This is a genomic window from Streptomyces sp. P9-2B-2 (assembly GCF_030406865.1).
Lineage (GTDB): Bacteria > Actinomycetota > Actinomycetes > Streptomycetales > Streptomycetaceae > Streptomyces > Streptomyces platensis.
Genome location: NZ_CP129126.1, coordinates 4,011,032 through 4,023,679, shown reverse-complemented (window position 1 = coordinate 4,023,679; position 12,648 = coordinate 4,011,032). Strand labels below are relative to the sequence as shown.

The 12,648-nt window shown below is 72.1% G+C and carries 13 protein-coding genes; 8 read left to right on the top strand and 5 right to left on the bottom strand.

Annotated features, from left to right (window positions below):
• Nucleotides 1–72: 72 nt before the first annotated feature.
• Nucleotides 73–597 carry a tRNA (adenosine(37)-N6)-threonylcarbamoyltransferase complex ATPase subunit type 1 TsaE gene (gene tsaE, locus QT196_RS17400; protein ID WP_168479902.1) on the top strand — a complete coding sequence of 175 codons (525 nt, stop codon included), beginning with the start codon at nt 73–75 and terminating at the stop codon, nt 595–597.
• A 199-nt stretch (nt 598–796) separates the two neighbouring features.
• On the top strand, nt 797–1,033 hold the full coding sequence (locus tag QT196_RS17395; protein WP_168479900.1) for a hypothetical protein: 237 nt from the start codon (nt 797–799) through the stop codon (nt 1,031–1,033).
• 40 nt (nt 1,034–1,073) lie between these two features.
• Here the strand turns inward: QT196_RS17395 and QT196_RS17390 are convergent, their stop codons facing one another.
• Nucleotides 1,074–1,643, bottom strand: a complete 570-nt coding sequence (locus QT196_RS17390) for a hypothetical protein (RefSeq protein ID WP_290355220.1) — start codon at nt 1,641–1,643, stop codon at nt 1,074–1,076.
• A 139-nt stretch (nt 1,644–1,782) separates the two neighbouring features.
• Between QT196_RS17390 and tsaB the strand changes: the two genes are divergently transcribed.
• From tsaB to QT196_RS17370, 4 genes are all read left to right on the top strand, one after another.
• Nucleotides 1,783–2,442, top strand: coding sequence for a tRNA (adenosine(37)-N6)-threonylcarbamoyltransferase complex dimerization subunit type 1 TsaB (gene tsaB / locus QT196_RS17385; RefSeq protein ID WP_168479896.1), 660 nt, complete (start codon nt 1,783–1,785; stop codon nt 2,440–2,442).
• Between the two features lie 107 nt (nt 2,443–2,549).
• Nucleotides 2,550–3,023: a ribosomal protein S18-alanine N-acetyltransferase gene (rimI, locus tag QT196_RS17380; protein WP_168483806.1), complete on the top strand. Its 474-nt coding sequence runs from the start codon at nt 2,550–2,552 to the stop codon at nt 3,021–3,023.
• Between the two features lie 5 nt (nt 3,024–3,028).
• Nucleotides 3,029–4,168: a tRNA (adenosine(37)-N6)-threonylcarbamoyltransferase complex transferase subunit TsaD gene (gene tsaD / locus QT196_RS17375; protein ID WP_168479894.1), complete on the top strand. Its 1,140-nt coding sequence runs from the start codon at nt 3,029–3,031 to the stop codon at nt 4,166–4,168.
• Between the two features lie 120 nt (nt 4,169–4,288).
• Nucleotides 4,289–4,654, top strand: coding sequence for a hypothetical protein (locus QT196_RS17370; protein WP_085925716.1), 366 nt, complete (start codon nt 4,289–4,291; stop codon nt 4,652–4,654).
• Here the strand turns inward: QT196_RS17370 and QT196_RS17365 are convergent.
• Together QT196_RS17365 and QT196_RS17360 are read right to left on the bottom strand one after the other, a co-directional pair.
• A complete protein-coding gene (locus QT196_RS17365) occupies nt 4,638–5,861 on the bottom strand; it encodes a class I SAM-dependent methyltransferase (RefSeq protein ID WP_266738388.1) in 1,224 nt (407 codons plus the stop codon). The two genes, QT196_RS17370 and QT196_RS17365, sit on opposite strands and share 17 nt — an antisense overlap.
• 547 nt (nt 5,862–6,408) lie before the next feature.
• Nucleotides 6,409–7,761, bottom strand: coding sequence for an FtsW/RodA/SpoVE family cell cycle protein (locus tag QT196_RS17360; protein ID WP_290356674.1), 1,353 nt, complete (start codon nt 7,759–7,761; stop codon nt 6,409–6,411).
• A gap of 503 nt (nt 7,762–8,264) precedes the next feature.
• Between QT196_RS17360 and groES the strand changes: the two genes are divergently transcribed.
• The gene (gene groES / locus QT196_RS17355) at nt 8,265–8,573 is read left to right on the top strand and encodes a co-chaperone GroES (protein ID WP_018090856.1); all 309 of its coding nucleotides are present in this window, start codon (nt 8,265–8,267) and stop codon (nt 8,571–8,573) included.
• 135 nt (nt 8,574–8,708) lie between these two features.
• Complete coding sequence (gene groL / locus QT196_RS17350; RefSeq protein WP_168483804.1) at nt 8,709–10,331, top strand: chaperonin GroEL; 1,623 nt, start codon at nt 8,709–8,711, stop codon at nt 10,329–10,331.
• 163 nt (nt 10,332–10,494) lie between these two features.
• Here groL and QT196_RS17345 read toward each other — a convergent pair whose 3' ends face one another.
• Nucleotides 10,495–11,553 carry a hydroxyacid dehydrogenase gene (locus QT196_RS17345; protein ID WP_290355219.1) on the bottom strand — a complete coding sequence of 353 codons (1,059 nt, stop codon included), beginning with the start codon at nt 11,551–11,553 and terminating at the stop codon, nt 10,495–10,497.
• A 218-nt stretch (nt 11,554–11,771) separates the two neighbouring features.
• Nucleotides 11,772–12,545, bottom strand: coding sequence for an SDR family NAD(P)-dependent oxidoreductase (locus tag QT196_RS17340; RefSeq protein WP_168479890.1), 774 nt, complete (start codon nt 12,543–12,545; stop codon nt 11,772–11,774).
• Between the last annotated feature and the right edge of the window lie 103 nt (nt 12,546–12,648).

Sequence of the window (12,648 nt, the reverse complement as noted above, 5' to 3'; positions counted from 1 at the left end):
AGGCCGGCGCGGCGGACCCTCGGTCACAGCGGCGTGGTCGGGGAGGTGCGGGCGGGACGTACCATTTGCGGCATGAGCACCACCGGCGCGATGGCGCACATCACCGTCAAGTCCCCCGAACAGATGCAGGAGTTGGGCCGCCGCCTGGCCCCGCTGCTGCGCCCCGGCGACCTGGTACTGCTCACCGGTGAGCTGGGGGCCGGCAAGACGACGCTGACCCGCGGCCTGGGCGAGGGCCTGGGTGTGCGCGGCGCCGTCACCTCTCCCACCTTCGTCATCGCCCGGGTCCACCCCTCGCTGGCCGGCGGCCCCCCGCTGGTGCATGTCGACGCCTACCGGCTCGGCGGCGGGCTGGACGAGATGGAGGACCTGGACCTCGATGTCTCGCTGCCGGAGTCGGTGGTGGTCGTGGAGTGGGGCGAGGGCAAGGTCGAGGAGCTGTCCGACGACCGGCTGCATGTGGTCATCGGCCGTGCCGTGGGCGACGACGGCCCGGCGGCCCTGGAGGCCGACGCGGACGACGTACGCGAGGTGACGGTCACCGGCTACGGCGCGCGCTGGGCGGACGCCGGGCTGCCCGCGCTGGAGACCTGCTGACGGCGGGGCGCGACGCCCGCTGCGGCGCCCCGGCCCGGCCCTGGATCCGGCCGGGCGTCCGGTAGTTTCCGACAAGCCGTCGGTAAGATGTTGCGCACCTGGTACCGGGCGTGGTCACATGGGTGGAGACCCCAGTTAGGTGAGCCTAAGTAGCCAGCCTAGCTTCTGTCGGTTGCCCCAGGAGCCCCGGGAGGCGTCCATGTCGGCCCACCAGCCCTTCCCCCCGTCTGACGGCCGCGAGGGCAGCCCCGTCGCGGCGGCCGGGCGCGCCGGCGAGACGCCGACGATGAACGAGCTGCTGGCGGCGGGCGCCGCGGCCAGCGCGGTCTCCACACCCCCCGACGCCGCCGAAGAGGCCCGTCAGGACAAGCCCGCGGAGCCGGCGGCGGAGGAGTCCGAGGAGCCGGCGTCCACCGGAGGCCGCGACGCGGCGTAGCCCGTAGGGGCGAAGAGCGGACCCGCCGGGCGCCGTGCGGTCAGGAGACGACGACGACCTTGGTGCCGGTGGGCGCGAAGTCCCACATGGCCTTGCCGTCCGCACGCGACTCACGGATTCCGCCGGTCTTCTTCCCCGTACCCGGGTCGGGCCGCGAGCCGTCCACGGCGGCGCTGAAGCCGACCGTGACCCCGCTGACACCGGCGAACCGCACCACGTGCTCGATCGCGATCCCGTCCGAGCCGGTGACGCTGACCGACCGCGAGGCGACCGCGTAGGAGCCCGGCGGCGGGCTGACGGTGCTCGGCGCGACCGTGAACGTCCGCAGCGCCTTGTCCTGCGCGGTGACCAGCCAGACCCGCTTGGCGCCGAGCGAGTAGACGATCCGCTGGCCCTTGCCGGACGCCGCCGGGACCGGGGCCGGAGCCGGGGTCTTGTGCTTCTTGCCCTGCTGGGCCGGGTGCTTCTCGGGGGCGCTGTGGCGGCCGTCGCTGCGGGCCCGGGTGAGGGTGTCCGGGGCGGACGCCGCGGCCTGGTAGCCGAGCACTCCGACCACGACCAGGGCCGCCGTGGTCAGCGCGGTGACGATCGTGCTGCTCTTACCGGGCACCGCTGTGCCACCTTTCCTCCCTCTCCCTGCCGCCGGCGGGGAGTCCCGGGCCTGGAGGCCGGGCTGCTTGCTGCTGGGCTACGGGGGCGACGGTAGCACCGGGAACGGGAACCACCCGCCGAGCCGTAGTCTTAAGGACGTGCTGCTGCTAGCTCTTGACACCGCCACCCCCGCCGTCACCGTCGCGCTCCATGACGGCACCCGCGTTCTCGCCGAGTCCCGCCAGGTGGACGCGCGCCGGCACGGCGAACTGCTGCTGCCCGCCGTCGACCGGGTGCTGGCCGAGGCCGGGCAGAAGCTCGACGCGGTCAGCGACATCGTGGTCGGCGTGGGCCCGGGCCCCTACACGGGGCTGCGCGTCGGCCTGGTGACCGCCGCCACCTTCGGGGCCGTGCTCGGCGTCCCCGTGCACGGTCTGTGCACGCTGGACGGCCTCGCCCACGCCTCCGGGCTGACCGAGCCCTTCGTCGTGGCCACCGACGCCCGCCGCAAAGAGGTCTACTGGGCGCGCTACGCCGATGCCCGCACAAGGCTGACCGACCCGGCCGTCGACCGTCCCGCGGACCTCGCCGACCAGGTGGCCGGCGTCCCGGCCGTGGGCGCGGGCGCGGTGCTCTACGACACGGTCTTCACCGGCGTACGGCGCGAGGCGCCCGAGCACCAGTCCGCCGGCGCGCTGGCCGACCTGGCCGCGCTGAAGCTCGCGGCGGGGGAGGAGCTGCTGCCGCCGCAGCCGCTGTATCTGCGGCGTCCGGACGCCCAGGTCCCCGCCAACTACAAGGTGGTCACTCCCCGGTGAGTTCCCGCCCGTCGTCCGAACCCCGCACCCCGGCGCCTCCCCCGGACGCTGTCCCGGGGGACCCCCGGCGCGGCGACGACGCCCGGCCGGCGGCCGCGCTGCGCGAGATGCGCTGGTGGGACCTGGCGCCGGTGCTGGAGCTGGAGCGCGAGCTGTTCCCCGAGGACGCCTGGTCGCCGGGCATGTTCTGGTCCGAGCTGGCGCACGCCCGCGGCCCGTCCGCCACCCGCCGGTATCTCGTCGCCGAGCAGGAGAGCCGGCTGGTGGGCTACGGCGGGCTGGCCGCCGTCGACGGCACCGGCGACATCCAGACCATCGCCACCGCCCGCGACCAGTGGGGCAGCGGCCTCGGCGCCCGGCTGCTGACCGAACTCCTGCACGCGGCAACGGACTTCGAATGCCATGAGGTGCTGCTGGAGGTCCGGGTCGACAACCTCCGCGCCCAGCGCCTCTACGAGCGCTTCGGCTTCGAGCCGATCGGCTTCCGCCGCGGCTACTACCAGCCCGGCAACCACGACGCCCTGGTGATGCGCCGCACCACCCAGACCTCCTCCGAAGCACCCTCCGTACAAGGAACTTGACAACCATGGCTGACTCACGCGGCGGACCGCTCGTCCTCGGCATCGAGACCTCCTGCGACGAGACCGGTGTCGGCATCGTCCGCGGCCACACCCTGCTGGCCGACGCGGTCGCCTCCAGCGTCGACGAGCACGCCCGCTTCGGCGGCGTGGTGCCGGAGGTGGCCTCCCGCGCCCACCTGGAGGCGATGGTCCCCACCATCCAGCGCGCCCTGAAGGACGCCGGGGTCGCGGCCTCCGACCTCGACGGGATCGCGGTCACCGCGGGACCGGGCCTGGCCGGCGCGCTGCTGGTCGGCGTCTCGGCCGCCAAGGCGTACGCCTACGCCCTCGGCAAGCCGCTCTACGGCGTCAACCACCTCGCCTCGCACATCTGCGTCGACCAGCTGGAGCACGGCCCGCTGCCCGAGCCGACGATGGCCCTGCTGGTCTCCGGCGGCCACTCCTCCCTCCTCCTCGCCCCCGACATCACCTCCGACGTGCGTCCGCTCGGCTCGACCATCGACGACGCGGCCGGTGAGGCGTTCGACAAGATCGCGCGGGTGCTGCACCTCGGCTTCCCGGGCGGCCCGGTCATCGACCGCTACGCCCGCGAGGGCAACCCCGACGCGATCCGCTTCCCGCGCGGGCTGACCGGCCCCCGCGACCCGGTCTACGACTTCTCCTTCTCCGGCCTGAAGACGGCGGTGGCCCGCTGGATCGAGGCCAAGCGGGCGGCCGGCGAGGAGGTGCCGGTGGCGGATGTCTCGGCGTCGTTCCAGGAGGCCGTGGTGGACGTGCTGACCCGTAAGGCCGTCCGGGCCTGCAAGGACAACGGCGTGGACCACCTGATGATCGGCGGCGGGGTCGCGGCCAACTCGCGGCTGCGGGCGATGGCCCAGAGCCGCTGCGAGGACGCCGGGATCACCCTGCGGGTGCCGCGGCCCAAGCTGTGCACCGACAACGGTGCGATGGTCGCGGCCCTCGGCGCGGAGATGGTGGCCCGCAACCGGCCGGCCTCCGCCTGGGACCTCTCCGCGGACTCGTCCCTCCCGGTCACCGAGCCGCATGTGCCCGGCGAGGCCCCCGAGGACGCCGCCCACCCGCACGGCCACTCCCACGACCATGACCACGTCCACGAGATGAGCAAGCACAACCTCTACTCCTGAGGCCCGGCCAGGACTCGCTTTGTCCTTCTGCGAGTCCTTACGCCGCCCCCGGCCCGCTGTCCGGCCCCAGGTCTTACCCTGACTGGGGCACCGAGTGTGCGAGTGGGGAGGCGGCAGGCTGTGGACTGGTTCTGGTGGGTCTTCATCTTCTTCATGGCGGGCGGCTTCGCGAAGGTCGCCGACACCGCCCGCACCGCGCTGCGCACCCGGCACGAACGCAAGATGGAGCGCCTGGAGACCGCCCGCCAACAGCGGCAGGAGCTGGCCGCCGCCCAGAAGCCGCCGGAGCCGGTGTGCGGGTGCACCCACCACCTCGCCAAGCATGACAAAAAGGGCAAGTGCCATGAGCGGGTGGAGATGGCGGTCGCCTGGGACGCCGACCACAAGCCGGTGCAGTACGAGGCCGGCCAGTGCACCTGCCAGCAGTACATCGGCCCGCAGCCGCTCTCCCAGATCTACGCCGAGGACCTCACCGACCTGGCGTGACCGGGTCCGTGGCCGGGTGCCCCAGCAGCATCGTGGGGGCGCCGGCGACCCGGGTGAGGAAGATCGTGCAGGACGCGCGGCCGCCGCCGAGCTTCAGCTTCTTGCGCAGCTCCTCCGGCTCCACCGCCGAGCCGCGCTTCTTGATCACTGCGATCCCGACCCCGCGCTCCCGCAGCAGCGCCTTGAGCTTCTTGACGTGGAACGGCAGCACATCGGTGATCGCGTAGGCCGTCGCGTACGGGGTGGCCGTCAGCCGGTCCGCGGTGATGTACGCGATGGTCGGATCGAGCAGCCGGCCGTCGAGCTGCTCCGCGACATCCGCGACCAGATGGGCCCGGATCACCGCGCCGTCCGGCTCGTACAGCCAGTCGCCGACCGGCCCCGGCTCGGGGTCCGGCAGCCCCGCGCCCAGCAGCGAGTCCCCGGCCGGCAGCAGTGTGGCCCGGCGGCCGCCGGGCGTGACGCGGTCCGCCCCGTCCCCCGCCGCGCCGAACCACACCACGGCTTCCTTGACGTCGCCCCCGTCCGAGATCCACTCCGTCTCGGCGTCCTCCGGCAGCGCCTCGTGCGGCACCCCCGGCGCGATCTTCAACGCCGCGACCGGTGCCTTACGGGCCGCCTCGACGGCCCAGGACAGCGGCGGCGAGTACGCCTCGGGGTCAAAAATCCGGCCACCCCGCGCCTTGCTGCGCCGCGCCGGATCGACGAACACCGCGTCATACCCGGCCGTATCCACCTCCGTCACATCCGCACAGCGCACCTCGATCAGCTCCGCGAGCCCCAGCGCCTCCGCGTTGGCCCGCGCCGCCGCACAGGCCAGCGGGTCACGGTCGACCGCCAGCACCCGGATCCCGGCACGCGCCAGGGCGATCGCGTCCCCGCCGATACCGCAGCACAGATCGGCCAGCGAACGCACGCCCAGCGCGGCGAGCCGGGTCGCGCGGTGCGCCGCCACCGTGGCGCGGGTGGACTGCTCCACCCCGTTCGGCGTGAAGTACATCCGCCAGGCGTCCGCCCCGAACTTCGCCACCGCCCGCTGTCGCAACCGCGCCTGCCCCAGCGCGGCCGATACCAGCGCCGCGGGGTGCGCCCGCCGTAGCCGGGTGGCTGCCGCCAGCTCATCCGCCGGGTCGTGATCCCGCAACTCGGCCAGCAGGGCCTGTCCCTCCGGGGCGAGGAGGTCGGCGAAGGTGTCTCCGTCATTCACGGTGTCATTGTCCTCCCACGTTTTTGTCTTTCCCGCCGTGGGTGTTGCTCGCCGTTTGTGGCCCGCTTCGCGGTGCCCCCGCCGTTGCGCCTGCGGCGGGCTGGGTGGGTGTCGGGTGCGGTGACGGACCTCCGGGGCCGGTGTGTGGGACTGCTTCGCTTTACGTCCCACACACCGGCCCCTCCGGCCCGTCCCCTCCCGTTGGGGGAGTGAGTGACGGTGAGTGGGGGCGTGCCACTCGTAGCCAGTTCACTGCGACCGACAAGGCGCACCGGACCACCTACGGGAACCCCGATCAACGTTTCTCCCATCCCTCAACGGGAGGGGACGGGTCGGAGCGGGTGGGGGTTTCCGGACGTAAAGCGAAGCAGTCCGGAAACCCCCACCCGCGCAGGCCCGTCACCGCACCCCGACAGCCCCGCGCAGCGGACCCGGCCCGCCGCAGGCGCAACGGCGAGAGGCAAAGCGCAGCGGACCGGCGGGGGCACCGCGAAGCGGGCTACAAGCGGCGAGGTCCCAGACGGCGGGAAAGCCGAAAACGTGGGAATTAAAGCGGCTCACGCCGCCTTTGCGCACGGTCGCTGATCCGCAAAAGCAAGGCCACCATGACCCAATTGGCGACCAACGAGGAGCCCCCCTTGGCGAGGAAGGGGAGGGCCTTGCCCGTGAGGGGGATGAGGCCGGTGACGCCGCCGGAGACGACGAAGACCTGGAGGAGGAGCGCGCCGGAGAGGCCGACGGCCAGGAGTTTGCCGAAGGGGTCGCGGGCGCTCAGGCCGACGCGGAGGCCGCGCTGGGCCAGCAGGACGTAGAGCATGATCACGGCCATGACCCCGGCCAGGCCCAGCTCCTCGCCGACGGTGGTGAGGATGAAGTCGCTGTTGCCGGCGAAGCCGATCAGTTCGGGGTGGCCCTGGCCGAGGCCGCTGCCGCTGATGCCGCCGCTGCCGAAGCTGAGCAGGGCCTCGGCGAGCTGGTTGGACATGTGCTCGGCCTGGCCCTCCTTGGTGAAGGCCCGCATCGGGTCGAGCCAGGCGGTGACCCGGCCGTGGACATGTGGTTCGAGGGAGCCGACCACGGCCGCGCCGACCGTGGCCATCAGCAGGCCGCACACCACCCAACTGGTGCGGTCGGTGGCCATGTAGAGCATGATCACGAAGACGCCGAAGAAGATCAGCGAAGTGCCCAGGTCGCGTTCGAAGATCAGCACCAGCAGGCTGATCGCCCAGATCGTGAAGATCGGCGCGAGCTGCCGTCCCGGGGGCAGCTGGATGCCCATGACGCGGCGGCCGGCCAGTGCCAGGGCGTCGCGGTTGACGGTGAGATAGCCCGCGAAGAACACCGAGATCATGATCTTCACGAACTCGCCGGGCTGCAACGACAGCGGCCCCAGCAGGATCCAGCGCTTGGCGCCGTACATATCGGCGCCGAAGAAGGCCGGTGCCATCAGCAGCACCAGCGCGATCACCATCGTCAGATAGATGTAGCGCTGGAGGATGCGGTGGTCGCGCAGCAGCAGCAGGATGGCGAGGCAGACCATCACCCCGATCACCGTCCACAGCAGCTGGCCGTTGGCCGCCTGGGCGGTCTTCAGCCGGGGGGTCTGTGCGTAGGTGAGGTCGAGGCGGTGCAGCAGCACCAGGCCGATTCCGGTCAGCAGGGTGGCCAGCGGCAGGATCAGCGGATCGGCGCGGGGCGCGTAGCGGCGCAGGACCAGATGTGGGACCAGCGTCATGAACAGCATGCCGGCGGTGAAGACGGCCAGTCCGCCGGGGTGCAGGCCGCGCATCGACAGACCGGTGTAGGTGTAGCCGAAGACCGTGATCAGGACGACGAGGGCGAGCAGCCGGGCCTCGGTTCTCCGCCGGTCCGGTGCCTGGGCGAGGGCGGCGAACGTCATGGTGCGCTCGACATCCCGCTCCGGCACCCGGGCCTTCCGGGGAACTCTGGTCGGTGCACGCACGGCTATTCCTCCGCCATCTTGTCGGGGCCGCCGGCCGGCCGGGTGCGGGCCCGGTTCGTCGGCCCGTCAGTCGAGGGAAGAGACGAGGCAGCCGAGGGCGTGGTTGCGAGGAAGGGGAAGGCATGTCCGATTTGGCGGGAAGCTGCCTGCCTCGTAACCCGCCCCGCCCCCGCTGTAGATGGCCATGATCGCCGAAGCCGGGCCGCCGGGAAACCGGGCCCTGGCACGGCCGGTCAACCGGCGTCGCGGGAAGAGCTCCCCGCCGCGCTGGCACTCCGCTTGACCGAGTGCTAACCGCGTCATAGTCTCGGCGTTGGCACTCTCCAGTGGGGAGTGCCAGACACAGCGACGGGCAGGTCCGGCACCCGCGACGACGGATCCACCTGGTCGCCACCTCAGACAGTTAACCCCGTGAGATCTCCGAAGGGGGAGGTCGGATCGTGACGACCACCAGCTCCAAGGTTGCCATCAAGCCGCTTGAGGACCGCATTGTGGTCCAGCCGCTCGACGCCGAGCAGACCACGGCCTCGGGCCTGGTCATTCCGGACACCGCCAAGGAGAAGCCCCAGGAGGGCGTCGTCCTGGCCGTGGGCCCGGGCCGGGTCGAGGACGGCAAGCGCGTCGAGCTCGACGTGAAGGTCGGCGACGTCGTGCTCTACAGCAAGTACGGCGGCACCGAGGTGAAGTACAACAACGAGGACTACCTCGTTCTCTCGGCTCGCGACGTTCTCGCGATCGTCGAGAAGTAAGTCACCCAGTTTTGCCGTGATCTGCGCCCCTGGTTCCCGCGTCTAATCAACCCGGGGCAGGGGCGCAGTTCGTTTGAGCGACAGCGGTCCCCACGTCGTGGCCGAGGATCGCAATGAGAGGACTTGAAGCAACCCATGGCGAAGATCCTGAAGTTCGACGAGGACGCCCGTCGCGCCCTTGAGCGCGGCGTCAACAAGCTTGCCGACACCGTCAAGGTGACCATCGGCCCCAAGGGCCGCAACGTCGTCATCGACAAGAAGTTCGGCGCGCCGACCATCACCAACGACGGTGTCACCATCGCCCGTGAGGTAGAGGTCGACGACCCGTACGAGAACCTCGGCGCCCAGCTCGTCAAGGAGGTGGCGACCAAGACCAACGACATCGCGGGTGACGGCACCACCACCGCCACCGTGCTGGCCCAGGCGCTGGTCCGTGAGGGTCTGCGCAACGTCGCCGCCGGCGCCTCCCCCGCCGCCCTGAAGAAGGGCATCGACGCCGCCGTCAAGGCCGTCTCCGACGAGCTTCTCGCCACCGCCCGTCCGATCGACGACAAGTCCGACATCGCTGCCGTGGCCGGTCTGTCCGCGCAGGACAAGCAGGTCGGCGAGCTCATCGCCGAGGCGATGGACAAGGTCGGCAAGGACGGTGTCATCACCGTCGAGGAGTCCAACACCTTCGGTCTGGAGCTGGACTTCACCGAGGGCATGGCCTTCGACAAGGGCTACCTCTCGCCGTACATGGTCACCGACCAGGAGCGGATGGAGGCCGTCCTCGAGGACCCGTACATCCTGATCCACCAGGGCAAGATCTCCTCGATCCAGGACCTGCTGCCGCTGCTGGAGAAGGTCATCCAGGCCGGTGCCTCCAAGCCGCTGCTGATCATCGCCGAGGACGTCGAGGGCGAGGCCCTGTCGACCCTGGTCGTGAACAAGATCCGTGGCACCTTCAACGCCGTGGCCGTCAAGGCCCCCGGCTTCGGTGACCGCCGCAAGGCGATGCTCGGCGACATGGCCACCCTCACCGGTGCCACCGTCATCGCCGAGGAGGTCGGCCTCAAGCTCGACCAGGCCGGTCTGGACGTGCTCGGCACCGCCCGCCGGGTGACCGTCACCAAGGACGACACCACCATCGTCGACGGTGGCGGCAACTCCGAGGACGTCGTCGGCCGGGTCAACCAGATCAAGGCCGAGATCGAGTCCACCGACTCTGACTGGGACCGCGAGAAGCTCCAGGAGCGCCTCGCCAAGCTCGCCGGTGGCGTCTGCGTCATCCGCGTGGGTGCGGCCACCGAGGTCGAGCTCAAGGAGAAGAAGCACCGTCTGGAGGACGCCATCTCCGCGACCCGCGCCGCGGTCGAGGAGGGCATCGTCTCCGGTGGTGGCTCCGCGCTGGTCCACGCCGCCAAGGTGCTGGAGGGCTCCCTCGGCAAGGAGGGCGACGAGGCCACCGGTGTCGCCGTCGTCCGCCGCGCCGTCGTCGAGCCGCTGCGCTGGATCGCGGAGAACGCCGGCCTCGAGGGCTACGTCATCACCGCGAAGGTCGCCGAGCAGGACAAGGGCAACGGCTTCAACGCCGCCACCGGCGAGTACGGCGACCTGGTCAAGGCCGGCGTCATCGACCCGGTCAAGGTCACCCGCTCCGCCCTGGAGAACGCCGCGTCGATCGCCTCGCTGCTGCTGACGACCGAGACCCTGGTCGTCGAGAAGCCCGCCGAGGAGGAGCCGGAGGCCGGTCACGGTCACGGCCACGCGCACTGACGCGAGCTGTCCCGCACTGACGTGAGCCGTCGCATCGGCTGACGCGCCACGTCGGACTGCTTCACCCGAGACCCGGTTCCCGCATTGGCGGGGGCCGGGTCTTCGGGTTTCCGGCGGGCGCGCGGGGCCACGGCCGCCGGACTCCCCGCCGGCGGGGCCCGGTTCACGCCGAGTGGTGCAGCTCCTCCCGCCGTACGGGGGCGAGGAACGGGCGGCCCCGGCCGTAGCGTTCGAGTTCGTCGAGGGCGTGGTCGGCCAGGCGGTGCAGCTCGGTGCCCAGCGAACCCGCCACATGCGGGGTCAGCAGCACGTTCGGCAGGTCGTACAACGGCGAACCGGGGCGCGGGAGTTCGGGCTCGGTGACGTCGAGGACCGCGTGCAGCCGGCCGGTGATCAGCTCGGGCAGCAGGGCCGCCTCGTCGACCAGCGCGCCGCGGGCGGTGTTGACCAGGGTCGCGCCGTCCGGCATCAGGGCCAGCTGCCGGGCGCCGAGCAGATGCCGGGTGGCGGGCAGCTGCGGGGCGTGCAGGGTGACGATGTCGCTGTCGGCGCAGAGCGCGTCGAGCGGAACCGGGACCGCGCCGAGCCGGGTGGCCTCGGCGGCCTCCACATACGGGTCGTACAGCAGAACGCGCAGGTCGAACGGGCGCAGCAGCTCGATGACACGGCGGCCGACACGGGAGGCGCCGATGATGCCGACGGTGCGGCGGTAGTTGCCCGCCCCGGCGAGTTCGCCCGGCCAGTCGTGCGGCGCGCGCAGACCGCGGTATCGGTGGGCGGCGTGCAGCACGCGCTTGTTGGCGAAGAGGATCGCGGCGAGGGCGTACTCGGCGACCGGGAGGGCGTTGGCGGCGGCGGCCGAACTGACGGCGATACCGCGGTCCCAGCAGGCGTCGGTGAGGTGGTGCTTGACCGATCCGGCGGCGTGCACGACGGCCCGCAGCCGGGGGGCCGCGGCCAGCACCCGGTCGGTGAGCGGCGGCGCGCCCCAGCAGGTGAGCAGCACCTCGGCGCCGGCGAGGGCGGCGGCGACCTCGGGGGTGGGGTCGGCCAGATCGTGGGCGACCAGATGCGGGTCCGTACGGGCCAGGGCCGCGAGGCGGGTGTGGTGGCGGGCGGCGAGGAGCCGGCCGGCCACACCCGGCCCCATCGACAGCAGCAGACCGGGCCGGACCGGTGGCGTTTCCGCAGGTCCTGGGGGACTGTCAGAGGTGGGGTGCATAGTGCTGAACGGACCTCCTTCGCGGCCGTCCGCCGTCGCGCCTCGCTCGTCCCGCGTCGCGCGCCGCCGGCCGGTCCACGTCGTTGTGCGTCCTGTGCCGTTCCGCGGGGGACGGACCCGGGGGTGCACCGTCGCCGCACCCCACCGCCCCGCCCCGCGCGCCACGGCCATGGCACCACCCCGGCGCCGCCCCCGGCAACGGGCCGGGTGACGTGGCGTCAGCGGGGGCCGTATTTACGGCCGGTACGGGACGTCAGACCCCCCAGCACGCCACGGGGTGCCAGCTTCACCGCGCCCATGAGCGCCTTGTAGCGCGGATCCGGAACGGACAGCGACTTCCCCCGCGTCAGGTCCTTCATCGCGGCGTCGACCAGCTTGTCCGCGTCCAGCCACATCCACCCGGGGATGTTGTCCGTCCCCATCCCGGCCCGCTCGTGGAACTCGGTCCGTACGAACCCCGGGCACAGCGCCATCAACCGCACGCCGCTGCCCGCCAGATCGCGCGCCGCGCCCTGGGTGAACTGCACGACCCAGGCCTTGCTCGCGCCGTAGGTGCCCCGCGGTACGAACGCCGCCACCGACGCCACATTGACCACCGCGCCGCGCCGCCGGTCCCGCATCCCGCGCACCCCGGCCGTGGTCAGCCGCAGCACCGCCTCACAGTGCACCTTGAGCATCGTCAGCTCGTCGGCCATCGAGACTTCGAGGTACTCGCCCTTGTTGCCGAAACCGGCGTTGTTCACCAGCAGGTCCACCGGGTGCTTGGGGTCCGAGAGCCGGGCCTCGACGGCCGCGATGCCCTCCTCGGTGGCCAGATCGGCGCTCAGCACCTCCGCCTCGATGCCGTGCCGGTCGTGCAACTCGGTGGCCTGCTCGTGCAGTCGCTTCTCGTCGCGGGCCACCAGCACCACGCTGTGGCCGTCGCTCGCGAGCCGCCGGGCGAACGCCGCCCCGATACCCGCCGTCGATCCCGTGATCAATGCAGTCGTCATACGGGCACGCTATCCGCCCCGGGCACGACGCCTGAGCCCCAACCCCCGGTGGCGCGGCCGCCCCACGGCCCACCGGAGGCAGATCCTCCGCCGCCCGCTCCGG